This is a genomic window from Amaricoccus sp. W119 (genome assembly GCF_047275745.1).
GTDB lineage: Bacteria > Pseudomonadota > Alphaproteobacteria > Rhodobacterales > Rhodobacteraceae > Amaricoccus.
In genome coordinates this window covers 22,833-48,499 of sequence record NZ_JBKQWU010000017.1, presented here as the reverse complement: position 1 = coordinate 48,499, position 25,667 = coordinate 22,833, and the positions used below count along the sequence as shown (strand labels likewise).

General features: G+C 71.2%; 17 protein-coding genes. 6 read left to right on the top strand and 11 right to left on the bottom strand.

The genetic code is table 11. The features are described from left to right. The first annotated feature begins 19 nt into the window (after nucleotides 1-19). From ACLJK8_RS11265 to ACLJK8_RS11250, 4 genes are all read left to right on the top strand, one after another. On the top strand, nucleotides 20-1,411 hold the full coding sequence (locus tag ACLJK8_RS11265; protein ID WP_413150359.1) for a hypothetical protein: 1,392 nt from the start codon (nucleotides 20-22) through the stop codon (nucleotides 1,409-1,411). A 66-nt stretch (nucleotides 1,412-1,477) separates the two neighbouring features. Next, nucleotides 1,478-2,077, top strand: a complete 600-nt coding sequence (locus tag ACLJK8_RS11260; RefSeq protein ID WP_413150358.1) for a hypothetical protein — start codon at nucleotides 1,478-1,480, stop codon at nucleotides 2,075-2,077. Between the two features lie 233 nt (nucleotides 2,078-2,310). Then, nucleotides 2,311-3,375 (top strand): UDP-glucose 4-epimerase GalE, encoded by a 1,065-nt coding sequence (gene galE, locus ACLJK8_RS11255; RefSeq protein WP_413150357.1) that lies wholly within the window; start codon nucleotides 2,311-2,313, stop codon nucleotides 3,373-3,375. A gap of 142 nt (nucleotides 3,376-3,517) precedes the next feature. Beyond that, nucleotides 3,518-4,519, top strand: a complete 1,002-nt coding sequence (locus tag ACLJK8_RS11250) for an acyltransferase family protein (protein WP_413150356.1) — start codon at nucleotides 3,518-3,520, stop codon at nucleotides 4,517-4,519. 79 nt (nucleotides 4,520-4,598) lie between these two features. On the opposite strand, the gene ACLJK8_RS11245 is transcribed toward ACLJK8_RS11250, so the two are convergent. The 3 genes from ACLJK8_RS11245 to ACLJK8_RS11235 form a co-directional block, all read right to left on the bottom strand. Then, nucleotides 4,599-7,277 carry an AMP-binding protein gene (locus tag ACLJK8_RS11245; protein ID WP_413150355.1) on the bottom strand — a complete coding sequence of 893 codons (2,679 nt, stop codon included), beginning with the start codon at nucleotides 7,275-7,277 and terminating at the stop codon, nucleotides 4,599-4,601. Between the two features lie 183 nt (nucleotides 7,278-7,460). Continuing rightward, on the bottom strand, nucleotides 7,461-8,120 hold the full coding sequence (locus tag ACLJK8_RS11240) for an ABC transporter ATP-binding protein (RefSeq protein ID WP_413150354.1): 660 nt from the start codon (nucleotides 8,118-8,120) through the stop codon (nucleotides 7,461-7,463). 48 nt (nucleotides 8,121-8,168) lie between these two features. Continuing rightward, nucleotides 8,169-9,785 carry a hypothetical protein gene (locus ACLJK8_RS11235; protein WP_413150353.1) on the bottom strand — a complete coding sequence of 539 codons (1,617 nt, stop codon included), beginning with the start codon at nucleotides 9,783-9,785 and terminating at the stop codon, nucleotides 8,169-8,171. Between the two features lie 671 nt (nucleotides 9,786-10,456). Between ACLJK8_RS11235 and ACLJK8_RS11230 the strand changes: the two genes are divergently transcribed. Both ACLJK8_RS11230 and ACLJK8_RS11225 read left to right on the top strand, forming a co-directional pair. After that, the gene (locus tag ACLJK8_RS11230; protein ID WP_413150352.1) at nucleotides 10,457-11,251 is read left to right on the top strand and encodes an ABC transporter permease; all 795 of its coding nucleotides are present in this window, start codon (nucleotides 10,457-10,459) and stop codon (nucleotides 11,249-11,251) included. Further along, nucleotides 11,248-12,036 (top strand): glycosyltransferase family 2 protein, encoded by a 789-nt coding sequence (locus tag ACLJK8_RS11225; protein ID WP_413150351.1) that lies wholly within the window; start codon nucleotides 11,248-11,250, stop codon nucleotides 12,034-12,036. The genes ACLJK8_RS11230 and ACLJK8_RS11225 overlap by 4 nt, the downstream gene beginning before the upstream one ends. A gap of 8 nt (nucleotides 12,037-12,044) precedes the next feature. Here the strand turns inward: ACLJK8_RS11225 and ACLJK8_RS11220 are convergent, their stop codons facing one another. The 8 genes from ACLJK8_RS11220 to ACLJK8_RS11185 form a co-directional block, all read right to left on the bottom strand. Next, a complete protein-coding gene (locus tag ACLJK8_RS11220) occupies nucleotides 12,045-12,989 on the bottom strand; it encodes a glycosyltransferase family 2 protein (RefSeq protein WP_413150350.1) in 945 nt (314 codons plus the stop codon). 1 nt (nucleotide 12,990) lies between these two features. Continuing rightward, nucleotides 12,991-15,579, bottom strand: coding sequence for a glycosyltransferase (locus ACLJK8_RS11215; protein WP_413150349.1), 2,589 nt, complete (start codon nucleotides 15,577-15,579; stop codon nucleotides 12,991-12,993). After that, complete coding sequence (locus ACLJK8_RS11210) at nucleotides 15,560-17,227, bottom strand: sulfotransferase (protein WP_413150348.1); 1,668 nt, start codon at nucleotides 17,225-17,227, stop codon at nucleotides 15,560-15,562. The genes ACLJK8_RS11215 and ACLJK8_RS11210 overlap by 20 nt, the downstream gene beginning before the upstream one ends. 2 nt (nucleotides 17,228-17,229) lie before the next feature. Then, complete coding sequence (locus tag ACLJK8_RS11205) at nucleotides 17,230-19,947, bottom strand: glycosyltransferase (RefSeq protein ID WP_413150347.1); 2,718 nt, start codon at nucleotides 19,945-19,947, stop codon at nucleotides 17,230-17,232. Nucleotides 19,948-20,130: 183 nt separating this feature from the next. Further along, nucleotides 20,131-21,234, bottom strand: a complete 1,104-nt coding sequence (locus tag ACLJK8_RS11200) for an NAD-dependent epimerase (RefSeq protein ID WP_413150346.1) — start codon at nucleotides 21,232-21,234, stop codon at nucleotides 20,131-20,133. A gap of 26 nt (nucleotides 21,235-21,260) precedes the next feature. Continuing rightward, nucleotides 21,261-22,613 carry a UDP-glucose dehydrogenase family protein gene (locus ACLJK8_RS11195; protein ID WP_413150345.1) on the bottom strand — a complete coding sequence of 451 codons (1,353 nt, stop codon included), beginning with the start codon at nucleotides 22,611-22,613 and terminating at the stop codon, nucleotides 21,261-21,263. Between the two features lie 185 nt (nucleotides 22,614-22,798). Next, entirely contained in the window at nucleotides 22,799-23,359 is a 561-nt protein-coding gene (gene rfbC / locus ACLJK8_RS11190; protein WP_413150344.1) for a dTDP-4-dehydrorhamnose 3,5-epimerase, read from the bottom strand. A gap of 204 nt (nucleotides 23,360-23,563) precedes the next feature. Continuing rightward, the gene (locus ACLJK8_RS11185) at nucleotides 23,564-25,465 is read right to left on the bottom strand and encodes an acyltransferase family protein (protein ID WP_413150343.1); all 1,902 of its coding nucleotides are present in this window, start codon (nucleotides 25,463-25,465) and stop codon (nucleotides 23,564-23,566) included. Nucleotides 25,466-25,667: the final 202 nt, after the last annotated feature.

Genomic DNA, 25,667 nt, shown 5'->3' with positions numbered 1-25,667 from the left:
CCCGAGAGGGACCGCCCCCGTGGACACGATTTCCAGCCCGAAGCTCGCAAACCCCGAATTCGCAAATCCGGAGACCGCCCTTCCCGAGGCCCTGAATGCCGGTCCGGGGGATGATCCGGGCATGGATCCGGGCACCGATCACGAGATGGATCAGGGCGCGGATCAGGGCATTGGCGCGCCGATCGCCCTGACCGACCTGATCGCGGCGGGGCTCGTCACCCATGAGATGATCGGCGATCCGGCGCTGCTCGGCGCCGAGGCGCCGGCGCTCGATCGGCTCTGCGCGCTGGTCTCGGGCGCGATCTACCGGATCGGGCCGTTCCATTACGCCTTCCGCGCCGGTGCCGCCGACATGGGCGGCGCGCTCGCGGAGCTGCCGGCCGACGCATGGGCCGGCGCGCTCGAAATCGCGCTGCGCGACGAGCTCGGCGCGGATTCGGTCTGGCTCTCCGCGACCGATCTGCTCTCCGACGCGCTCGCGCTCGAGGCGGGGGCTGATCTGGGGGCCGATCTGGAGGCCGGTGACGGGATCGGTGACGGGATCGGCGGGTGCGCGCCCGAAGGTCCGCTCGCGCTGCTCCGGCTCCGGCAGAGCGTGGCCGAGGCCGCGCTCGAGACCGCGCCGGAAGGCCTGCGCGCGGTGATCGACGCGGCCTATGCGAGCGAGACCGCGCGGCTGACCGCCGCCCGGCTCGGAGAGGAGACCCGGACGGTCGCCGGCGAGATCTCCCGCGCGATCGCGCGGGACGTGACCCGGGAAGTCGTCGGGGAGGTCCTGGGCGGGCTCACGACCGAGATCATCGCCCGGGCGACCGAGGCGGCGGGGGTCGCTGCCAGGGAGGCGGCCCGGGAGGCGGCCATGGAAGCGGCCCGTGAGGCAGCCCGGGAAGCCGCGCGTGAAGCCGCCATGGACGCGGCGCGCGAGGCCACCGAGACCGTTCTCGAAGCCGCGACGCGGGCCGCGAGCGAAGCCGCCGCCGAAGCTGCCGGGCAGGCGGAGGAACGCGCGGCTCCGGCCGCGGAGGCGATCGCCGCCCGGATCGATGCGCTGGAAGCCCGTCTCGAAACCCGGCTCGAAACCCGCCTGGAAGCGGGTCTCGCACGGCGCGAGGCTCCGCTTTCCGAAATCGAACCCCGGCTCGCCCGGATCGAGGCGGCGCTCGAGGCGCTCCTCGCCCGGGCCGATCTCGGCGAGGCACGGCACGATCTGCTGGAGGAGCATCTTGGGGAGCACCTCGCCGAACAGCTGACGCTCCGGCTTGGTGACAGCCTCGGCGGGCGGATCGAGACCGGATTCGGCGCGCGCGCCGGCGCCTCGGCGGATTTCGAGGAGAATATCGGCCTCGCGCTCGCCGAGTTCCTCGCCCGGATCGAGCGCATGGTCGCCGAGCCCGCGCGCCGGCCGCACTGACCGCCCCCCTCCAGGGACGCCCACCAGGGACGTCCAAGAAGACGCGCGCCAAGAAGGAGACGAGAGATGCCCTGGCCGGATTTTTCCGATGTCGCATTCGCCGAGCCGCCGTCGGCTTCCCCGTCGGCCGGCGAGGTGGTCCACCTCGCCCCGGTCCGCCTGCCCGAGCCGACGTCCGGGTCGATGACGTCCGGGCCAACGTCCGGGGCGATGCCCTGGCCGGTGCCGGCGGCCCCGCCTGAATCCGTCCGGGATTCGGTGCCGACCGGGGCGCCGACCGGGGTGCCAACCGGGGCGTCGCGGGACCGGAACGCCGAACGCGCCGCGCGTCTTGCCCGGCTGCGCGCCGCGCTTCCGGGCGTGACCCGGGCGGCGGCCGTGCCCGTCTCCGTTTCCATCGCCGTGCCCACCGTCATTCCCACAGCCGTTCCCGTGGCGCGGGCGGAAGTGGGATTGGAGGCGGAACTGGAGGGGGAATTCGGGAACCTGCGCGGCGTCGGCCCCGGGCTCGCCTGGGCGCTCGGCGCGGCGGGGGTGCGCGATCTCGCCGATCTCGCCGGGATCGAGGCGTCCGATCTCGCCGCCCGGCTCGGCCCGCTCGGCCGGCTCGTCCCGGTCGCGGAATGGATCGAGGCCGCCCGCGCGGCGCGGGCCGGGAGCGTTTGACCGATCCAATGGACCCGCGCCCCGCAAGTTGAACTGGCAGGTTGAGCCAGCGGGTTGAACCGGAGGCGGCCGAGGTTCAATCGGGACACGATATCGAAACCGGGGAGGCCTTGGCAGCGCCGGGGCGCCCGTCTAAGAGACGAGGGAACTCTCGAACCGTTTGACCAGATCTCTCCGCCCGCGCGGAGGAATGTCCGCCGGGCCGCCCGGAACGAGTATCCCGTACCAGGAGGGTGGGCGTTTTGCGAATTCTCGTCACCGGCGGCGCCGGCTATATCGGCACCCATACGCTGGTCGAGGTGCTGGCTGCCGGGCATGAGGCGCATGTCATCGACAATCTCGGCAATTCCCGCCCCGCCGCGCTCGCCCGCGTGCGCCAGCTCACCAACCGCGGCTTCGGCTTCACCCGGGCCGACCTGCGCGATCAGGAGGCGGTCGCGGCGCTCGTCGCCGGGTTCCGGCCCGAGGCGGTCATCCATTTCGCCGGGCTGAAGGCGGTCGGGGAATCGGTCGCCGATCCGCTCGGCTATTTCGACAACAATGTCGCGGGCACGCTCTCGCTCCTGCGCGCGCTCCGCGAGAGCGCCTGCCGCCGCTTCGTCTTCTCCTCCTCGGCCACGGTCTATGGCGATCCCGACTATCTGCCGATCGACGAGGACCACCCCCGGCGCGTCGCCAACCCCTATGGCCGCACCAAGCTGCAGGTCGAGGAGATCCTCGGCGATCTCGCGCGGGCCGATCCGTCCTGGTCGATCGCGCTCCTGCGCTACTTCAACCCGGTCGGCGCGCATCCCTCGGGCCGGATCGGCGAGGACCCGGTCGGGATTCCGAACAACCTCATGCCCTTCATCACCCAGGTCGCGACCGGGCGGCGCGCGGCGCTCAATGTTTTCGGCACCGATTACGACACGCCCGACGGAACGGGCGTGCGCGACTACATCCATGTGACCGACCTCGCCCGCGCCCATCTCGCGGCGGTCGACTGGACGGTGGTCGACTGGACGGTGGTGGATGGAGGTGATGGGGCGGGCCGGGGCTGCGCCGCCTTCAACCTCGGCACCGGCCGGGGCACCTCGGTCCTCGAGATGGCGCGCGCCTTCGAGGAGGTTTCGGGCCGCGAGATCCCGCTGGTCCGCGCGCCCCGCCGCCGGGGCGATGTCGCCTCCTGCTACGCCGATCCGGGCAAGGCCCTGCGCGAGCTCGGCTGGCGGGCCGAGCTCGGCCTCGCCGAGATGTGCGCCTCGAGCTGGCACTGGCAGTCCGGCAATCCCGAAGGCTATCCCGAAGACGAGCTCTGAGGGGCTGATCCCGGGGGGACCGGCGAGAGGCTGCCCGCGAACCTCGTACGGCCTACCGCCGGGCCGGCCGAGCCGCTAGGAAGATCCCGGAGGCGCCCCCCGACGCGCGGGGCTTCCTGGTGACGAGTGAGCGGGAGACCGGATGACACGCATAACCTGGGTCGACAATGCGAAGGCGATCGCGATCTATCTCGTCGTCCTCGGGCATTTCCACTATTCCTACGCGCCGCTGCCGTTCAAGGACCTGATCTACACCTTCCATATCCCGGCCTTCCTCTTCATCACCGGCTTCCTCCTGCCCGAGAGCTTCGCCGGGATGCCGGCGAAGCGGTTCCTCACGCGCTACATCGGGCTCTATCTGCGCGGCTATGCCTTCTTCTCGGTGATCGCGATCGGCATCTGGTGGGCGGCGCGGATCGCCGAGGCGGGCGGGCTCGTCAGCCCCTGGCCCGCGATCGCGGGCGCGCTCTACGGGGTCGCGGGGCCGGACAGCTGGCTCGTCCACCATGACGCGCCGCTCTGGTATTTCACCTTCCTCGTCACCTCGATGATCCTGGCCTTCCTGCTGACCCGGGTTCCGCCGGCCCTCGGCGCGGCCCTCGCCCTCGCCTGCGCGGGCTTAGGCTTTCTCTATTCCGGGCCCCGGCTGCCCTGGAATCTCGAGATGGCCGGCATCGGCGCGATCTTCGTTCTCGCGGGCCATCTCTTCCGACGGGTCCATGGCGGGCCCACGTCATCCTTCGCGGCCCGGCTCGGCGCGCCGGTGAACTGGATCGCGGTCCCGGTCCTGCTCGCGCTTCTCGTCTGGCTCACCAGGGTGACCGGTCAGGTGAACATCAACGGCGCGGAATTCGGCAATGGGCCGGGGCTCTTCTATCTCGCGGCCTTCACCGGGATCGCGCTTCTCGTCCTCGTCTCGGCGCTCCTGCCGCCGAGCCGCCTCGGGACGGCGATCTCGCTCGACACGCTGACGGTCTTCGCGCTGCATTTCTACGCGGTGATGGTCTTCGCGCGGCTGCCCCATCCCGAGACGGGCTGGCTGGCGACGGCCGGCGCGATGGTCTCCTCCGGTGTCGCCGTCCTCGGCTGCCTCGTCGCCGCGCGGGTCCTGAAACCGGCGCTCGACCGGCTCGTCACCCGCTGAGCCCACCCGCTGAGCCCACCCGCTGAACCCCGGGCGGGGACCTGACCCCCGCCGGAAGCTTGCCAGATCAGCCCGCCCATCAGCCCGCCCGAAGCTCGTCCCGCGCGCCGCGCGCGGCGAGCCACTCGCGGACCCGGCGCTCCAGCATGTCATAGGCGGCCTTGGCGATGGTCGCGGTCACGATGCTCGCGGAGATCGTGGCGAGGAACATCGCGAGCTTCGGCTCGCGGTTCTCGAAGACCCGGACGAAGACCATGACGCAGAACGGATGGGTGAGGTAGATGAAGAGCGTGCGTTGCGCCACGAAGGTCAGCGCATGGGCGAGCCGCCAGGGCAGGCGGACGGTCCGGAACCACAGGAGCGGCAGGAGCCCGCCGAGCACGAGCGCGATCACGCTCCAGCGCAGATGCCAGAAGAGCGCCACGTCGAGCAGGACGAGGCCGGTCACGAGAAGCCGCCGCCGGAGATCCTCGCCCGCGAAATAGACGAGCCAGCCGAGAAGCACGAGCTGCCCGGCGAAGAGCGGGTCGCGCACGCGGTAATCGACATCGACCGAGCCGCGCAGCAGCGGCGCCGCCACCATCAGCGCGACAAGCAGGCCGATCCCGAGTTCGAAGGGCTTTCGCGCGACGAAGGCGCGGACCGGGCGGAACAGGAAGGGCAGGCACATCAGCAGCATGAGCTGCACGTAGAGGCCGACGAACCAGAGCACCTCGATGCCATATTCGAAATCCCGCTCGTAATTGCCGAGCAGGAAGAACCAGGGCGCGCTGATCGGCCGGAGCGCGACATGGACGAGGCCGAGCATTCCGTAATAGCCGATGAGGATCGGCACCAGCGTGGTCCGGAGCACCTGGCCGATCCGGCCCTCGGAGAGCGGCGTCAGCTGGAACCGCGCCATCGAGAAGCCGACCAGCGCGATCAGCAGATAGGCCCCGCCGAGCACCGGATAGCGCGCCGCGTGCAGCGCCACGATCGTCGTGATCGCGACCACCCGGCCGATGGTGTCGATCGAGACCGGCTGGGTCGCGGCGCGCGCGCGCGGCTCGAGCGCCATGAGCTCGGAAAGCGGCATCTTCTCCCAGTTCACCGGCACATGGCCGAGGCGGCGGTTCAGCGCCATCTGCACTTCGAGGAAGGAGAGGGAATCGCCGCCATGCTCGGCGAAGCTGCGGGAAAGATCGATCTCGTTGCGCCGGAGCGCGTCGCGCAGCACCGTTTCGAGCTCGCCGCGCGTCCCGGCGCCCCGGGCCTCCGCCGCTTCCGTCTCGCGTTCTGTCTCGGCGGCCGCCATCGCATTGAGCGCGCGGTAGTCGATCTTGCCCGAGGAGAGGAGCGGCACGGTTTCGAGCGGTCGGACGGCGACGAGCTTGCGCGTGAGCCCGTAGCGCGCGATCAGATCGGCGGCCGTCGCCTCGGCCGTCTCCGGCGTGGCCCCGGCGAGAAAGACCGTCATCCGGCGGTCGTCGCCGACCGCGTAGGGCTTCAACCCCTGCGCGGCGAGGGCGCGCTCGACTTCGTCGAGGCCGATGCGCAGGCCGACGAGCTTCAGGAAACGGCTCCGGCGGCCGACCACGCGGAAGAAGCCGTCCGCGCTCCGCTCGGCGATATCGCCGGTGCGCAGCACCTCGGGTCCGGCCTCCGCCGCGAGACCGGCGCGCGTCTCGGCATAGCCGAGCATCACGTTCGGCCCCTCGTAGACCAGTTCGCCCGGCGTGTCGGCCGCGGTGATCTCGGCGCCGGCGTCGTCGGCGAGCCAGAGCCGGCCGCCCGGGATCGGGATGCCGATCGCTTCGGGATGGGAGGACAGCGCCTTCGGCGGCACATAGGCGATCCGGGGGCTGGCCTCGGTCTGGCCGTACATCACGAAGAGCTCCCAGCCCTTCGCCTGCCCGATCTCGATGAAGCGCCGCGCCAGCACCGGGGAGAGCTTGCCGCCGGCCTGGGTCACATAGCGCAGCGAGGGCAGTGCCCGTTCCGCGAAGCCCGAATTCTCCAGAAGCTCGAACTGGAAGGGCACGAGGGCGAGCGAGGTCGCCCCGCCGCTCCGGGCGAGATCCCAGAAATCCTCCTCGGTGACCGAGGCGTCGGTCAGGATCAGCGCGCCCCCGGCGAGAAGCTGGGTGTGCAGGACCGACATGCCGTAGGAATAGTGGAAGGGCAGGGTGGTGATCGCCCGGTCCCGGTCCGTGATCGCGAGATATTCGACGATCGAGGCGGCGTTGGCGGCGATATTGGCCCGCGAGAGCCGGACGAGCTTCGCCGCCCCGGTCGTGCCCGAGGTCGAGAGCAGGACCGCGAGATCGGGATGCATCGCGGCCGGCTCCGGATCGCCCGCCTCCCAGGCCCAGCCCGTTTCTCCCGCGCCCGTTTCTCCCGCGCCCGCTTTTCCCACGCCTGCCTTCCCCTCACGGAAGATCAGGTTCGGCCGGTAGGTCTCGATGAGCCGGGGGTCCTTGCGGGTGGCGCCCTCCGCCACCGGGATGACCGGCCAGCCCGCGCGCAGGCAGGCGAGATAGGCGGTGACCGAGGCTTCGACATTGGCGCATTCGACGAGCGCGAGCGGCCGCGGGCTCTCCGAATTCGATTCCGGACCGGAGTCTGAGTCGAATCCGGGCGCGATCTCGCGGATCGCGTCCCGGGCGGCTTCCGCGCTCGCATCGGCGCGCGCCGCGAGTTCGGCGTAGCTGATCTCCGACCCGTCCCCGAGGAACAGCGCCGTCCTTGGGCCGTGATCGGCCAGGGACATCCAGAACATGAAACCTACCCGGCCCTTGGCTCTTCTCGGATGATCCCGGGACCGGCCGGCGGGGGGCGCGGTCGCGGGTTTTGGCCGGAACCTTCCACGCCCGACGCGGGATTGCAACGCCGGCCGCCCCGGGCGGGGGGAAGACGCCGAGGCCCGGTCCCCGTGGACCCCGCGGGACCGGAGCGGAGGCGCTCAGCGCCGCCGCATGTTGCGTTCGTGATGGGCGATCGCCTCGTCCACATCCTCGAAATAGCGCGCGGTTCCGCCTTCGAGCACGAGACCGCTGTCGCAGTAGCTCCGGATCGTGCCGATCGAATGCGAGACCATGAGCAGCCCCGCCTCGCGCAGCCGGTCCTGGAACACCGCGAGCGACTTGCGGCGGAAGGCCGAGTCGCCGACGGCGGTGATCTCGTCGACGAGATACCAGTCGAAGGCGATCCCCATCGACATGCCGAAGGCGAGCCGCGCCTTCATCCCCGAGGAATAGGCGCGCACCGGCATGTCCATGAACTCGCCGAGCTCGGCGAAATCCTCGACGTAATCGACGAGCGTGTCGGTATCCATCCCGTAGATCCGCGCGACGAAGCGCACGTTCTGCGCCCCGGTGAGATCGGCGTGGAAGCTGCCCGCGAAGCCGAGCGGCCAGGAGATCGAGGCGTGGCGCCGGATCTCGCCCCGGTTCGGATGCGCGGTGCCCGCGACCATGCCGAGCAGCGTCGACTTGCCGGCGCCGTTGCGGCCGAGCACGCCGATCTTCGCCCCCGAGGGCAGGGTCAGGTTCAGATGGTCGAGCACCACCTTCCGCCCGCCGGGCGTCGGGTAGTATTTCGAGACGTCGCGGAATTCGATCATCGCTCGCGCGCTACCCGGCGCTCGGTCCGGCCTCCGGTCCCGCGCCGATCAGCGGTTGTCGCGCACATTGTAGTAGACCAGCATCGCGACGCCCCAGCCGAGCGAGAGGAAGAGCAGCGTCAGCCCCGCGAGGATCGCGCGCCGCGGATAGAGCGAGGTCTCGGCCAGCGTCGGCTGGATATGCGGCGCGAGATAGCGGCTCTGGCGGCCGGCCTCGGCCTTGGCGGCGGCGACGCCGGCGAGCGCCTGAGTATAGGCGGTATTGGCGAATTCGAGATCGACGCGCAGTTCCTCGTAGGAGGAGAGCACGTCCGGCAGAGAGCCCTCGACCCCCTCGACGCCGAGCGTCGCGCGTTCCTGGTCGATCCGCTCGGTGATCGCGTCGATGCGCCGGTTGGCCTGGATCATCCGCTGGTCGCCCTCGGCGGCGTAGGTGCTCAGCATGTCGCGATCGACCAGCGCCTGGGCGAGCTGGCCCTGCAGCGCGGCCAGAAGCCCGGCCTGGCCGGCGGCGTCGGCGGCGGGATCGACCAGCCGGTGCTCGCGGCGGAAATCGTTCATCCGCTGGCGCATGTCGCGCAGGTTGATCTCGGCCTGGGCGAGCTCGCCGCTCGCGAACTGGATCGCATCGGCGCGCGCCTGGCCCGAGAGCCGGTTCACGAGCGCGCCGGAATGGGCGAGGATCGCCTCGGCGATCCGCCGCGCGTCGGCGGGATCGAAGGCCCTGGCCGTCACCTCGATGATCCCGGCCGAGCCGAGGTTCACCTCGACCATCCGGTCCCATTGCCCGTGCAGCGCCTCGATCGTGGGGTCCGCGCCGAGCGAGAACCAGAAATCCGAGGGCGCCTTGTTGTAGATCGCGCGGAGCCCGAGTTCCGGGTCGATCTCCTCGACGATCTTCTGGCTGCGGATGTATTCGAAGAGGATGTCGGTATCGGAGGCCGAGACCGAGCCGATCGAGGTCAGCGCGCCGAGAATGCCCGAGGCGGCGCCCGCGTCCTCGGAGCGGATCGAGAAGGCGACCTCGGAGTGAAACTGGTCGGCGGCGCGGGTGTAGAGATAGGTGGCGACGACGAGGAAGGGCAGCAGCACGAGCGCGAGGAAGCTCGACGCCAGCACGAGATGGCGCGTCTCGGGGCGCGCCGGCCGCACCTCGGGCTGGTTCGCGACCGTCCGTTCGATCTCGCCGGGGGCGAGCTCGGGGTCGGCGCGGCGTCGCTTGGCCCCGAGGCCGGGGCGCGGCGCGAAATCCTCGGCCTCGGGGTCGAGCGCCGCCGCGCGGGCGGCTTCGCGCTCCCGCTCCCGTTCGGCCGCCCGTTCCACCTTCCGCGCGGCGCGCATCGCGGCGTAGTTCGGCTTCCGTCCGGGGCCCTGCCCGGATGGCGTCCCGGGCGCGCGCTCCGGCGCCGTTTCCCGCGCGGGCGCGGCCGCGGGCCCGGCTGTGTGGCGCGTTCCGGGTCGGGTGCCGGGCTGAGCCTCGGATTGAACCCCGGGTTGAACCTCGGGCTGAGCTTCCGGTTGAGCCTCTGGCCGAACCTCGGGCGCCCCCTCACGGACAACCCCGTCCTGGGCCATCCCGTCCCGGGCCGCCCCGGCGGCTTCCGCGCGGGTGGCGCGGCGGACACGGCGGGCGGCGCGGCGCGCGGCGAGCGTCTCGTCCGGCACCAGCCGCGTCCTTCCGGACCCGGCGACCGGATGTTCGGGCCGATCCGCGGGCCGATCCGCGGGGTGACCTTCGGGCTGGCCCGCGAGAGTGGTTCCGGGGACGGCTTCGGGAGAACCTTCGGGGGAGCCCTGAGGGGAGCCTTCGGGCAGGCCGCCCGCTTCGGGGAAACGGCCGGATGCGCCCACGCGGGGTTTCCCCCCGGATTCCATCGGGGATTCCGCCGGAGGTTCCGTCCGGGATTTCACTCCGGATTTCACGCCGGATTTCACTGGGGGCTCCGCCGGTCCGACGGCCCGGAGTCCCCGGCGGGGTCCGGCGCGGTGGCCTTGCGAATTTGTCATCGAACCCCCGGAAGCTGACGCGAAACCATGCTTGTCATCGCAACCGGGCAAGGTTTACTCCTTGCCCCCGATGAAAGCAAACCGGGGCGGACGATCCGCGCAAGGTCGCAGGCCGGCGGTGCCGGAGTGCAACGTTATCCCCGGACAAGCCCATGGACGACGGCGCGATGGCCACGAACGCATCCGTGAACCCATCCATGGACCCCTCCATGGCAGGCAGCTCCCGGAAAACCCCGGCCGGTCCCGCGACCGGGCCTGCCGCGGCGGGATCTTCCATCGCGGGATCTTCCGGGGGATCTACCACGCCGAGATCTTCGGGTGGCCCCGCCGTGATCGCACCGGCGGCGCGGGCGGGAAAGGTGCGCTTCCAGCGGCTGCGGGTGCTCTTCGCGCTGATGGTGCGCGAGATGCAGACCAATTTCGGCCGCTCCTGGGGCGGCTATTTCTGGGCGATCGCCGAGCCGCTCGGCGGCATCCTCCTGCTCTCGATCGCCTTCGGCCTCGCACTCCGCTCGCCGCCGCTCGGCTCGAGCTTCCTGCTCTTCTACGCGAGCGGCTACATTCCCTATAACACCTACAACTACGTCTCGAACGCGGTCACCGGCGCGATCCGCTCGAACCGCGGGCTCCTGACCTATCCCGTCGTCACCATGCTCGACGCGGTTCTCGCCAAGTTCCTGCTCTCGACGCTGACCATGCTCGTCGTCGGCGTGCTGCTCTACATCATCATCTTCCTCTCCATCGACCAGCCGGTCCAGCTCGACCTCGGCCTGATCGCGCTTGCCTTCTTCCTCGCCGCGCTGATCGGGCTCGGCGTCGGCGCGCTCAACTGCGTGCTCTTCCGGTTCTTTCCGACCTGGCGCTCGGTCTGGAAGATCCTGAGCCGGCCGAAATTCATCCTCTCGGGCGTGCTCTTCCTCTACGAGGCGGTGCCGGCCGGGCTGCGGGATGTGCTCTGGTTCAACCCCGTCGCCCATGTGATCGGGCTGATGCGCGCGGGCATCTATGGCGGCTATCACCCGCAATACGTCTCGATCCCCTATGTGGTCGGCCTCTCGCTCGGCCTCTTCGTGATCGGCGCCTATCTCCTGCGCCGGCACGCGACGGCGCTCCTCGACCTGTGATCGCCCCGCTTCCCGCCTCGTCTCCCGCCCCGCTGGTCTCGGTCGTCACCCCGGTCTGGAACGCGGCCGGGACGCTTGGCGCGACCCTCGCCTCGGTCCGGGCGCAGAGCCTTTCCGACTGGGAGCATCTCCTGATCGACGACGGCTCGACCGACGGCTCGGCGGCGCTGATCGCCGGGGCGGTGGCGGCCGATCCCAGGATACGTGCGCTCGCGACGGGGCGAAACGGCGGCGCGGGCGTCGCGCGCAACCTCGGGCTCCGCGCGGCGCGCGGCCGCTACATCGCCTTTCTCGACGCCGACGACCGCTGGCACCCGGAAAAGCTCGCGCGCCAGATCGGTTTCATGGCGGCGGAGGGCCATGCCTTCAGCTTCACCGCCTACCGGCGGGTGGACGGGGCGGGGCGGGCGCTCGGCACCGTCGCGGTGCCCGCGCGGGTGACGCGCGGGGAGCTTCTGCGGCGCAACGTGATCGGCTGCCTGACGGCGGTCTATGACCGCGCGCATTTCGGCGCGGTGGAGATGCCCGAGGTCCGCCGCCGCCAGGACTACGGCCTCTGGCTCCGGCTGCTCGAAAGCGTCGAGGCGGCGCATGGGCTCCCGGAGGTGCTGGCCGATTACCGCGTCGCCGCCGCCTCGCTCTCGGGCAACAAGCTCGTCGCCGCGCGCGACACCTGGATGCTCTACCGCCGCGTGGTCGGCCTCTCCCTCCCCCGCGCCGCCTGGTATTTCGCCCATTACGCCGCGCATGGGTTCGGATCGCGGCTCACGGAACGCGGTCCATAGGTCCCGCCCTACCGCTCCGGCGTCCCCCCGGCGAGGAGCCTCAGCATTTCCGCCACCTCGACCCCCCAGAGCCGGAAGCGGAGCGCGACCGCGGTCCGCCGCCAGCGCCAGGGCGCCTCGGCGCGGAGATAGGCGCGGGTGTCGCGCAGGGGCGGCAGCGGTGTACGCAGGACCCAGGCGATCCGGCGGGGCAGGGGGCCGCCCCGGATCTGCCCGCCCTTGATCCGCCGCGCCTTCGCCGCGAGCTCGCCCCAGTCGGCGCGCGCCGGATGCCGCGTGACCGCCGCCCCGACGAGGCGGAGCGGATGGCCCGCGGCGCCGGCGCGGCGGCAGAACTCGGCGTCCCCGCCCGAGAAGCGGCGCGGATCGAAGCCGCCGAGCGCGGTGAAGACCGCCGCCGGCACCGCGAGATTGGCGGTCGCGGCATAACCCCGGGCGACATAGCGCGCCTGCGGGATGCCCCGGATCATGTCGTAGATCTCGCAGGCGTTCGGCGTCTCGCCGCCCACGACCTCGACCGGCCCGGCGAGCAGCGCCTCCGGTTCGGCCGCGGCCGCGCCCGTGAGCGCGGCGAGCCAGGAGGACGCGGGCCGGCAATCGGCGTCGGTGAAGACGAAGACCCCGCCCCGCGCCACCGCCGCGCCGGCGTTGCGCGCCGCGTAGGAGCCGGGCGTGGCGCAATCGATATGGCGGAGTGCGAAACGGGTCGCGGGACGGGTCGTGGTGTCCGGGACGCCGGGTCGCGGCCCCGGGGTGTCGGGCTCGTTGTCGACGATGATGACCTCGAAGGGCGGCACGTCCTCCTGGGCCGCGAGATCCGCGAGCAGGAGGGGGAGCATCTCCCATTGCCGGTAGACCGGCACGATGACCGAGAGCGCCGGTGCCTCCCCCATCCCGGCGTCCTCTCCGCCGGCCTCCTCCCTGCCATCCGTCCCGGACGCGGCCCCCGCCATCTCAGCCTTCGGCCGGTGTGTCGGTTGGCGCGGTATCGGGCGAGGCACCGGGCAAGGCATCTGGCGCGGAGATCCGGCCCGAAATTCGTCCGGGCGCGAGCGCCGCGAGCGTGTCGAGCCGCCCGGCGAAGAGCCGGGAATCGCAGGTGCCCCGGACGAAGGCCCGGCCGGCCTCGGCGCGCGCGGTCCAGGCGGCGCGGTCGGCCCAGAGCCGTTCGATCAGCGGCCAGACCTCGGCGGCGCGGGCATAGAGCGCCGCCGGGCCGAAGGTCGGCTCGAATTCCGGCGGCAGGATCACCGGCACGCCCGCCGCCATCGCCTCCATCGGCGCGCGGCCGAATTCCTCGATATACCGGGGGTCGGGATAGTGCAGGAAGAAATCGAGATCGCCGAGGAAGGCGCGCACATCGCCGCCATAGGGCGCGACCGACCAGTTCGCGGGCCAGCGGCGCAGCCTGCGCCGCGCCTCGGCCGCGCCGCCGAGGAAGCGCGTCGCGACCGGCCGGCCGGCGCAATAGGCGGCGAGGATCTCCTCCGGATCGGTCGGCCATTTCAGCGCGTGGTCGCGCCCGTGCCGGCCGATCACCGGGCGCGCGCGGGAGGCGCCGCGCCAGGCCGGTTCGCGCGCGCACCAGTCGTCCACGTCGATGAGCGGCGTCCAGGTCTCGGGATCGGGGCGGGGATAGCGCGGATCGGCCTCCATGAGCGCGCGGACCCGGCCCGAGATCGGGATCCAGATCCCCTCCGAGCCGAGCAGCGTCGCGAGATTGGCCCGGACCCGCGCGGGATCATAGGCGCGGTCGCGGCCCAGGGTGTCGCGCTCGGCCATCTGGTTCACGGCGACGGCCAGCCGCTCATGCGCGATGACGGGGAAGCGGTCCATCGCATCGCCGAGGAGCGGCGGATAGGAGAGGATCACCGTGCGCGCCGCGAGGCGCTCGCCCGGCGCCACGATGCGCCAGCCTGCCCGGACCGCGCGCGCGCGCAACTCCGGGTCGAGCGGATGGGTCAGGTTGAGATCGGCGCGGCGGTAGTGGAGGAGCCCGGCGGCGCGGCCGGCGCGGCTTCCCGCCTCCAGCATCGCGATCGCCGATTTCGAGGCGCCGCCGCGCATGTTGAAATCGGCGATCACGAGGAAATCGAGCGGCGGCGGCTCCGCCCGGGACGCGCGCAGCGCCGGCGGCGCCGGGAAGCGGGCGGCGCCGAGCAGGGCGAGATCGCCGCGCCCCTCGCCGCGCGCGAGCGCCGCGTGCCAGAGCGCGGCGGATTCGTGGTATTCGCGCCGGACCCCGTGCTGGAGCGAGATCACATGCGTGACTTCGGAGCGCGTGAGCTGGTCGGGGCTCACCCGGCCGATGGAGAAGGGGCAGGCGGGTTTCAGCACCCGCGCGCGCCAGGCCTGCGCGGAGCGGCCGACGAGCACCTCGACGCGGGCGATGAGCTCGCTGTCGCCCGCGGCCCGCGTATCGTCCCAGCCGCCGGCGGCGATCAGCGCCGCGCGCCGGATCATCTGCGAGGAGAGGTTCGAGGTGACGAGCGCCCGGCTGCCCCGGAGCGTCCCGGTGATCGTGAGATCAGGGAGCGCGCGGGTCCAGGCGGTGAAATCCTGCGGCTCGGACGGGTTCCGGAGCAGATGCGCAACCTGGGTCCGGATCTTCTCGGGATGCGACCAGTCATCGGCGTCGTGCACGGTGACGAACTCGCCCGCGGCCTCGGTCAGCGCGCGGTTGCGCGCGGCATAGGCGCCGCCGTTCACGGGTTGGGCGATCAGCCGGAAGCGCGGATCGCGCGCGGCGAACTCCGCCGCGACGCCCGCCGTGCCGTCCGGGCTCGCGTCGTCGACGATGAGCACCTCGATGTCGCGCCAGCTCTGCGCGGCGAGGCTCGCGAGCGCGGTCCCGATCGTCGCCTCGGCGCGGAAGGCGGGCATGATCACGCTGACGAGCGGCCCCCGGACCGGCGCGGGCGCCTGGGCCGGGCCGATATTGTCGATGCCGAGTGGGCGGGAGGGGTCGAGCAATGCGATGCCGCCGAGGCGGAAGCGGTGGAAGACATGGTTGAGCGCCGCGAGCGCGGCGGCGGGATCGGCCGCGCCGGGCGCGGCGGTCGGGCTGTGGCTCGCGGCGCGCATGATCCAGGCCGAGGCGTCGAAGCCCCGGGCGGGCAGGAGCGCGTGCGCCTCGGCCCCGCGCCCGAGCAGGCGGAGCAGCTTCGCCTCCTGCAGATACTGCCGCTTGGCGCCGGCGCCGGCGGGATTGAGGATGCGCGCCTCCTGGATCGCGCGGAGCGCCGCCGCGGGATCGCCCCGCGCGACATCCCAGCGCGCCCGCGCCCAGGACGCCTCCGCCGCCGCCCTGGCCCGGGCCGGATCGGCGCGGCCGGCGGCGATCACCGCGTCGAGCTCGGCGAGCGCGCGGGTCGAGAAACCGCCCCAGAGCCGGTCCTCGATCCGCCGGGGCGAACCCGGGGTCCCCGGCCGCCATTCCGGCAGCAGCCGGTTCCGGAGGCCGGTGCGCCAATGCTCGGGGATCAGCCGGCGGAAGGAGGGCGGCAGGGCGAGATAGAGGCTCTCAAGCCGGTCGCTGATCATCGGCGGCCGAGGGAGATTCGGTGACCATGGCGACCGCCCGATCGCCATCCGGTCCGGCGTCCGGCCTGGCTTTCCGTGTGGCCTTCGGGGCGGCTTTCCGGGGGGCGGCCTGCCCGGGCGGGACGGTTCCGGTGTTATGGTAATAGGCGATCAGCCGGCGGCCGGCCGGATCGGAGCTTCCCGGCTCCTCGATGAGCACCCGGTAGTCGGGCTCCCGGCCGAACCAGCGTTCCGGCCCGTCCCAGGAGCCGGGGAGCGAGACCAGCACCCGGTCGGCCGATGCGAGGAGTTTCCGCGCCAGCGCCTCCGGGTCGGGTGCCTGTTCGAGCGCCGGGCAGAGGGCGAAATCGAAGCGCCGGCCGCCATCGAGCGCGTCGAGCCCGCCGGGCGCGGCGGGATCGGCCAGGACCCGCTCGCGGAGACCGCCGCGGTCCGGCGCGATCCCCTCGCCGGTCCCGATCTCGATCAGGCGCCTCGACTTCGCCGCGAGTTCGTCGACGAGCGCGCCGAGATGGCGGCGGTGGAGCGTGTCGCGCCGTTCCGCGAGCCGGAGCGGTTCGGGCGGCGGCGCCGGGAAGCCCCAGCGGGTGATGTCGAACCCGTAGTCCCGCGCGAAATGCGCCATGTCGGGGGCGAGTTTCGCGCGGAACCGCCCCCGCTCGGCCCGGCTGAGCCGGAAGCTCTCGCTGTCATTGACCGCCTTGCGCGTGTTCGAGGCCGCGCGCTCGGCGAAGGTGAAGCCGGGGTCGATCCCGAGGAAATCCACCACGCGCGCGAGCAGCGCCATCGGATCGCGCCGGAGCTCGTCGAAATCGAGCAGCAGCACCTCGGGATTTCCGAGCGGCCCGCGGAAGGCGTCGAGCTGATAGCCGTAGCGCGAGGTCGAGATCGCACTGTCGAGCTTGGTCCCGTAGGTTTCCCTGGTGATCCGCCCCTTGGCGATGTTGTGCGCGATCTGCGACTCGATCCGGTCGACGGGGTCGCGCACGATGTAGATGAACTTGAAACGGGCCGGGAAGTCCCTGATCCACCGCGTCACATAGCGGTAGCGCGGCTGCTTGGTGTAATCGACCGAGGCTTCCATCGCATAGCGGTGCCGGGCGGGATCGTATCCGGGCCAGAGCCGGTAGTAGCGCCCGGGCGTCTTCTTGCGCCGGTCCGCGGCGAAGAAGCTCGGCTCCTTGCGGATGCAGGGCGCGATCTCGGGATGGGTGGCGAGATAGTCGTAGAGGCTCGTCGTCCCGGATTTCATCGCGCCAAGGATCAGGACGAAATCCCCGATCGGCGGGACGGGCGGGCGCCGGCGCGCGCGCCTCTTGCCAGTCCCCGTCTTGCCAATTCCCGCCTTGCCAGCCCCCGCCTTGCCGACCCGGGCCGGGCCGGGCCCGGCGGGCCGGACCCCGGTCGCCGCGGATTTGCCCGCCCCGGATTTGCCCGCCTTCCTGCCGGAGCGTTTCGCCTTGCCGGGCAGGTCCGGGCCCGCGAGCGCGGCCGCGCGGCCGGTTCCCGGAGCCGGGCCAGCCGCCGGACTCGCCACCGGTTTCGTTACCGGTTCCGTCGCCGGTTTCGTCACTGGGCCGAGGCCGAACCAGCCGCGCAGCCGCGCACCGACGCCCCGGGCGGATTTCTTCCGGTTCTCGTTTCCCATGCTCACCCCTGAGCGGCGGCCTGGGCCGCTCCCGTTTCGGCCATCCCCGCCTCGGCCGTCCCCGGACCCCGCCCGAGCGTCGCCGCGAGCCGCGCCGGGAAGCGTGACCAGTCGCTATGCGCCCGGACGAATTCCTGGCCACGCGCGGCCTGTGCGAGATAGGCCGCCTCGTCGGCCCAGAGCGCGGCGATCCTGGGCCAGACCTCTTCCGGCTCGGCATAGACCGCCGCCTCGCCGAAGGTCTCGCGGAAGACCGGCGGCAGCACCGCGGGCAGGCCGCGGGCCAGCGCCTCCAGCACGGCGCGGCCGAATTCCTCGATATAGGTCTCGTGCGGGTAGTGCAGGAAGAAGTCCAGCCGGTCGAGGAATGCGTGGCTGTCCATCGTGCCGAAGGAATGCACCACCCAGTTCGACGGGAAGGCGCCGATCACGTCGCGCGCCCGCCCCGCGCCGCCCATGAGTTCGACCACGCAGGGCCGCTCGGCGCAATAGGCGGCGCGCAGCGCCTCGGGATCACTCGGCCATTTGGTGTATTCGTCGCGCGCATGGCGCCCGATGACCGGTTTCGCACCCGACCCCCCGCGCCAGCGCGGCGGTTTCGCGCACCAGTCCTCCGTCTCGATGAGCGGCACCCAGATCTCGTCCGAGGGCGCCGGATAGCGCGGATCGGCCCGCATCAGCCGGTGGACGAGGCCCGAGATCGGCGCCCAGACCGCCTCGCGGCCGAAGAGATCGCGCACCGTCGCCTGGAGCGCGCGCGGGTCGTATTGCGGATCGCCGCCATCGGTCATCCGCTCGGCCATCTGGTTCACGACGACGATCACCGCGTCGCAGTCGATCTCGGGCAGGGGATCGGGCACCCGGGTCAGGATCACCGGATAGCCGAAGACCACCGTCGCGGCGCGGACCTTCTCGCCGGCGGAAATCACCGCGACCTCGCCCCGCTGGACCAGGGCCCGGAGCCTCGGGTCGAGCGGCTTGGTCATGTCGAGATCGTAGCGGCGCCAGTGGAAGACGCCGACGCGCATCCCCGCCCGGACCGCCGCCGAGAGCGTGTTGAAGGTCGAGACGAAGGAGCCGCCCTTCATCGCGAAATCGGTGATGACGAGCAGGTCGAGCTCCCGCGTCTCGCCGTTCCGGCCGAGCACGGCGAGCGGCGCGGGGAAGGGGCGGGGGCTCGCGGGCGTGGCCTCGGGGTCCAGCCGCAGTTCGGCGGGGTCCTTCCGCGTGCGCCGCCAGTGATCGCTCGCCTCGGCGTATTCGCGCCGCGCGCCGTAGAGCATCGTGCGGACATGCGTCGCGGACTGGCGCGTCAGCGAGGTCTCCGCGTGGAGCGCGAAGGCGAGCGGCACGCCCTTGCAGGCCTGGGGCGAGAGGTCGGGGTCTTCCGAGAGATGCTGGACCCGGCGCAGGATCTCGGTATCGCCGCCGACGCGCGCCACGTCCCAGCCGCCGAGCCGCTCCATCATGGGCCGCGGGATCAGGATCGAGGACATGCTCTTGCCGGAAAAGCGCGACCAGGCGCGGAAGAGCCAGCCGAAGCCGAGCTCGGGCGTCGCGCGCACCCAGTCCGAGAAACAGACCGGCGCCGCCGGATTGTCGCGCAGGAAGCGCATCTGGCGCGCGATCTTCTCGGGATGCGACCAATCGTCGGCGTCATGCGTGGTGATGAAATCGCCGGTGGCGGCGAGCCAGCCTCGGTTGCGCGCGGCATAGCCGCCCCGGTTCTCCGCCTGGCGAAGCACCTTCACCCGCGGGTCGCGCGCGGCGTAGCCCTCGGCGACCGCCGCCGTGCCGTCCGGGCTCGCATCATCGACGACGATGATCTCGAGGTTCTGCCAAGTCTGCGCGCGCAGGCTCTCGAGCGCGAAGCCGATCGTCGCCTCGGCGCGGTGAACCGGCATGATCACGCTGACCTTCGGCATCGGCTCGCCCGAGGTTTTGGCCCAGGCTTCGGGCGGCGCGGCGGCGGTCAGGTTGTCGATCCGAAGTCCCCGCGCCGGATCGCGGAGCGCGATCTCCGCGAGCCCCTGGGCGCGGTAAATCCGGTTCACCCAGTCGAGCCGGATCGCATCGGTCTCGGGATCGGGGGGTGTATCGGGGATGAGGAAGCTGTTCGCCATCGCGAGGCAGAGGTCGGGATCGTCGGGCTGGCGTGCCAGCGCCGGGGCGAGCAGCGCCCGCGCCGCCCCGCCCGCGCCGGTCCGGCGCAGGCAGTCGCTTTCGAGGAGCAGCGCGCGCGCGCCGCGCGCCTTGCCGGGGTCGAGCTCGCGCAGCCGGGCGAGCCGGACGAGCGCGCGCGGCGCGTCGCCCGCCGCCGCGTGCCAGCGCGCGAGCGCCCAGGCGGCCTCGGCCTGCCGGGATTTCGAGAGATCGGGGATCGGAGCCTCGCCCGGCAGGCCGGCGAGCGCCTCGAGATCGGCGCGCGCGCCCGCGGCGAAGCCCGACCAGAGCCGGTCCTCGAGCGCGAGCGGATCAATCTCGCCCGCGAAGGCGCGCCCGCCCCTCGTCGCTTCTCCCCCGGTCGCCCCCTTGGCCGCTGCCCCGTCCTCCAGCTCCGCGAGCGGCCCGCGCGCCCGCGAGCGCGCCGGTTTTCCGAGGCCGAGCCAGTCGCGCACCTGGCCGCGCATGTCCCGTGGCATCGCGGCGCGCCAGTTCTCCGGCAGGCTGAGATAGGAACGCTGGATCGTCCGCGACAGAACGCCGTGTCTTTTTGTCATGCTCAACCTCTGGGGGAGTCGCTTTCCGGACCCGCCTCGCAGGGGATTATCAGCCCCGGAGGCGGTTTTGCCAGCCCGATGACACATCCCGCGATGACGCATCCCCCCAAACATCCGGCGGCACGCCAGGGACCGGACCCGCGGCGGCACCGGTGGCGACGGGGACAGCGGCGGCGGCCACGTTCACCCGTGGAAGCTCCGGTACCAGTCGATGAACCGCCCGACGCCCTCCTCGACCGGCGTGCCGGGCGACCAGTCCACCGCCCGCGTGAGGCGCGCGGAATCGGCGAAGGTGTCGGGCACGTCGCCGGGCTGCAGCGGCAGGAATTCCTGGATCGCCTTCCGTCCCAGCGCCGTCTCGATCGCGGCGATGAAATCGGCGAGTTTCACCGGTTCGTTGTTGCCGATGTTGTAGATCCGGTAGGGCGCGCTCGAGGTCGCGGGATCGGGGTTCATCGGGTCCCAGTCCGGATCGGGCACCGCCGGCCGGTCCGAGGCGCGGATCACCCCCTCGACGATATCGTCGACATAGGTGAAGTCGCGGCTGTGGTCGCCGTGGTTGAAGACCTTGATCGGCCTGCCCTCGGAGATCGCCTTCGCGAACAGCATCGGCGCCATGTCGGGCCGCCCCCAGGGGCCGTAGACGGTGAAGAACCTGAGGCCCGTCACCGGCAGCCCGTAGAGATGGGCATAGGCATGAGCCATCAGCTCGTTCGCCCGCTTGGTCGCGGCGTAGAACTGCAGCGGGTGATCGACGCCCTGATCCTCGGCGAAGGGCATCTTCCGGTTGCCGCCATAGACCGAGGAGGTCGAGGCGAAGGTCAGATGCCTGACGCCGGTCCGGCGGCAGCCTTCGAGGATATGGGTGAAGCCGACGAGGTTGCTCTCGACATAGGCGAGCGGGTTCTCGAGGCTGTAGCGCACGCCGGCCTGGGCGGCGAGGTTGATCACCCGGTCGAAGGGCGCGCCCTCCACGCCCTCCGCGAAGGCCGCCTCGACGGCGGCGCGGTCGGCGAGATCGGCGCGGAGGAGGCGCCAGGAGGCGCCGGTCTCCGCCGCGATCCGGTCGAGCTCGGCGAGCCGCGCCTCCTTGAGCGCCGGGTCGTAGTAGTCGTTGACCACGTCGAACCCCACGACCGCGTCGCCGCGCCCGAGGAGCGCCGCGGCGGTGTGAAAGCCGATGAAGCCGGCGGCGCCGGTGACGAGGACCCGCTCAGGTCCCGTCCGGGTCGATTCAACCTGGGTCGATTCAGGCCGGGTCGAGCCCGCCGCCGTGCTCTTCGCCATGCCAGTCTCCGCCATGGCGGGGCTCCTCACATCCGTCCGCGGCCGATCGCGTAATAGGAGAAGCCGCGCTTCTCCATCCGCGCCGGCTCGTAGAGATTGCGGCCGTCGAAGATCACCGGCGCCTTGAGCTTCTCGGCGATCAGGTCGAAGTCGGGGGCGCGGAACGCCTGCCATTCGGTCAGGATCACCAGCGCGTCGGCGCCTCGGAGCGCCGCCTCCTTGGTGCCGACGAGGGTGAGATCCTCGCGGTCGCCGTAGATGCGCTGCGTCTCCTCCATCGCCTCGGGGTCATAGGCCTGGACCGAGGCCCCCGCCTCCCAGAGCGCCTCCATCAGGACGCGCGAGGCCGCCTCGCGCATGTCGTCGGTGTTCGGCTTGAAGGAGAGCCCCCAGAGCGCGAAGATCCTGCCCTTCAGATCGCCCCCGTAATGCTTCTCGATCTTGGCGAAGATCACTTCCTTCTGCGCGTCGTTGCGATCCTCGACCGCCTGCAGCAGCTTCGGGTCGAAGCCGATCTCGCGCGCGGTGTGAATGAGCGCCTTCACATCCTTCGGGAAGCACGATCCGCCATAGCCCGCGCCCGGATAGATGAAGTGATAGCCGATCCGGGGGTCGGAGCCGATGCCGACGCGCACCATCTCCACATCCGCGCCGAGCCGTTCGGCGAGATTGGCGACCTCGTTCATGAAGGAGATCTTGGTCGCGAGCATGCAGTTCGCGGCGTATTTGGTGAGTTCGGCCGAGCGCACGTCCATGACGATCATCTTGTCATGGTTGCGGTTGAAGGGCGCGTAGACCTCGCGCAGCAGCTCCTCGGATTCGGGATCGGAGGTGCCGATGATGATCCGGTCGGGCTTCATGCAGTCGGCGACCGCGGCGCCTTCCTTGAGGAATTCCGGGTTCGAGACCACGTCGAACCTCCGATCCGCCCCCCGATCCGACTCCCCGTCCGACCCCCGGCCCTTCAGCACCTCGGCGACGCGGGCGCGGACCTTGTCGGCGGTGCCGACCGGCACGGTCGACTTGTCGATGATGACCTTCGGCTCCGTCATGTGCTCGGCGATCGTCGTGGCGACGGCGAGCACGTATGTGAGATCGGCCGAGCCGTCCTCGTCGGGCGGCGTGCCGACGGCGATGAACTGGATCGGCCCATGCGCCACGCCCTCGGCGGCGTCGGTGGTGAACTGGAGCCGGCCGGCGGCGTAGTTCCGTTTCACGATCTCCTCGAGGCCGGGCTCGAAGATCGGGATGTTCCCGGCCCTGAGCGCCTCGACCTTGGCCGCGTCCACGTCGACGCACAGCACGTCATGGCCGACCTCGGCCAGGATCGCCCCCTGCACGAGACCGACATACCCGGTACCGAAAACTGTGATCCGCATCTGAACTCCTCGGGTCGCGGCCTCGGGGGCCGCCAGTTACATGGTCAAAACAGGGACGGTCCGCGCGCCCCCGCGCGGGGACGGCGGCCTTCGCGGCCTTCCGATAGCACGGGCGGGGCGCGGTTCAAGAGACGGCGGGGTCAAAAGATGGCGGGTCAAGAGACGGCGGGTCACAGGATGGCGGGTCAAAAGACGAACGGACTCTCGATCCCGGCGAACCTCGGCTGCGCGCGGTCCTTGTCGGAGAGCCGCGCCGCCTCCGCCGCCACCGGCCAGTCGATGCCGAGATCGGGATCGTTCCAGAGGAGCCCGTGGTCGTGGTCGGGGGCGTAGTAGTCGGTGACCTTGTAGATCATCTCGGTTTCCGGCTCGAGCGTCACGAAACCGTGGGCGAAACCCTTCGGCACCAGAAGCTGGCGCCAGTTCGCCGCCGAGAGCTCGACCGCCGCGTGATCGCCGAAGCTGGGCGAGCCCTTCCGGAGATCGACCACGACATCGAGGACCGCGCCGCGCACCACGCGCACGAGCTTGTCCTGGGCATGGGGCGGGCTCTGGAAATGCAGGCCGCGCACCACGCCCCGCTCCGCCGAGAGCGAATGGTTGTCCTGGACGAATTCGAGATCGAACCCCTGCCCGGCGAGCCGCCGGCGGTTGTAGGTCTCGGAAAAGAAGCCCCGGTGATCACCGAATTTCCCGGGTTCCACCAGGATCAGGCCGGATATCTCCGCCAGGTCGCGCCGCGCCATCGTACTCGTTTCTCCGCCTCGACGCCGCCATCCCATGCGCCGTCACCGTTCGGGACGGCCCCGGGGCGCGCGCCGCCCCTCTTGTGGGATATCCCGCGCCGCCCCGCAAGGGCGCGCGAAATCACGTGGGGGAGGGGTGGGAAAAATCCCACAGGGACTGGAGCGCGGGGAAAAGCCCCGTATTCGCCCGCGTTACCCGCCGCGTTATCCCCCGGCCCGCCCGTCCCCGAGACGCAGCTGGTCCTGGACCCGCGCGATGAGGAGCTGCGCGCCCGGGAGCGTCAGATGGCCATAGTCGAACTGCAGCGGCACGCCCTCGGCCGTGGTCTCGGCGCAGTCGCCACCGGGGCAGATCGCGTCATAGACCGGGACATAGTCGACGCCTTCGGCGCGGACGATCTCGCCGAGCCGGTCGCTCAGACCCTTCTTGCTCGGGTCGCGCGCCGCCTCGGTCACGCCGTCGACGCCGCTCAGCTTCTCGCGCGCGAGCAGGAGCGGGAATTCCCCGGCATATTCGACGGTCGGGCCGAAGACCACGATCTCGCCGGTCACTGATTTCAGATGTTCGAGCGTCGGCGCCATCTTCGGGAAGTCGCTCGCGCGCCAGCGCCCGACCAGGATCACCCCGTCGAGCCCGGCGCGCGGCACGAAATCACGATGGATGTGGTTGATGAGATCGCGGCAGGGCGCCTCGCCCTCGGCATCGAGCACGGGGCGGCAGCCGCTGATCGAGGCCTTGATGAAATGCGCCTCCGGCCAGGCGAGCGCGATCGCCCGCCAGACCGCGCCCGCGTGGCTGTCGCCGACGACGAGATAGTTCGGCTTGCCGGGCTCGGTCGCGAGGCATTTCGCCCGGTCGAACCCGTCGCCGTTGGTATAGCCCGAGACCGAGCAGCCGTCGCCCGCGCCGAACTGATAGGCGTAATCGGCGGTGTCCTTGTAGTCGGTATAGGCGGCGACGCGCAGCACCTCGGGCGGATAGTTCCGCCATTTCGCCCCGGTGGCGGTGATGAGACCGCCGAGCGCGAGAAAGCCCGCGAGACAGGCGACACCCGCCAGGACCACCCGGGGCGCCGGGAGGAGCCGGATGGACCGGGTCCGGAACGGTTGCTCGACGAGGCGGTAGGAGAGATCGGCGAGAAGCCAGGAGAGGGCGATGACGAGGGCGATGTCGAGGGGGCCGAAGACGTTCTTCCAGGCCAGCCGGTAGAAGACGATCACCGGCCAGTGCCAGAGATAGAGCGAATAGGAGATCCGCCCGACATAGACGAGCGGCGCGGTCGAGAGCAGGGCGCCCGCGGAAGTGCCCGCGCCATAGGCGATCACGAGTCCGGCGCCGAGGACCGGATAGAGCGCGTTCCAGCCCGGGAAGGGATCGGCCTCGCTCAGCGCCAGCACGCCGAAGGCGATGAGCCCGATCCCCGCCCAGGCGAGCAGGCCCCGGGCGCGCTCCGACCCGACCCGGGGCACGCCGCCCGCGGCGATCAGCGCGCCGAGGCCGAGCTCCCAGATCCGGGTCGGCAGCAGGAAGAAGGCGGTGGTCGGGTCCTTCGGCGTCAGCGCGACGCAGAGCGCGAGCGAGACCGCGACCATGAGCCCGATCCAGAGGAGGAACCTCCGCCCGAGGAACCGGGCGACGATCATGAGCATGATCGGGAAGAAGACGTAGAACTGCTCCTCGACCGCGAGGCTCCAGGTGTGCAGGAGCGGCTTCAGCTCAGCCGCGTCGGCGAAATAGCCCGAGGTGCGCCAGAAATAGACGTTCGAGAGGAAGAGCGCGGTCGCGACGATGCTTTTCCCCGCCGCGCGGAACTCGTTCGGCAGCATGATCGCCCAGGCGGCGAGCGCGGTCGAGAGCGCCACGATCGAGAGCGCGGGCAGGATACGCAGGATCCGGCGCTTGTAGAATTCGAGGATCGAGAAGCGGTTGCCGGCGGGATCGTTGATCTCGTCGAGGATGATCTTCGTGATCAGGAAGCCCGAGATGACGAAGAAGACATCGACGCCGGTGAACCCGCCCGAAAGCCGTTCGATCCCGGCGTGGAAGGCCAGGACCGGCAGGATGGCAAGCGACCGCAGGCCGTCGATCTCAGCGCGATATTTCAAGGCGATGTCTCCCGGGCACTCGGTTCACGCGGGCCGCCGGATCGCCTTCCGGGAGGCCCTGAACAACATAACGGATCTTATCGTTCGGTCGTGCGGCAACGTGTCGGCGAGCGAGTCGGCGACCATCGCGATTACGATATAAGTCTCACCAGCGGAAACCCGCCAGTCTGAAAGCCACCCGCTCCACCATTTTTCCGGACCG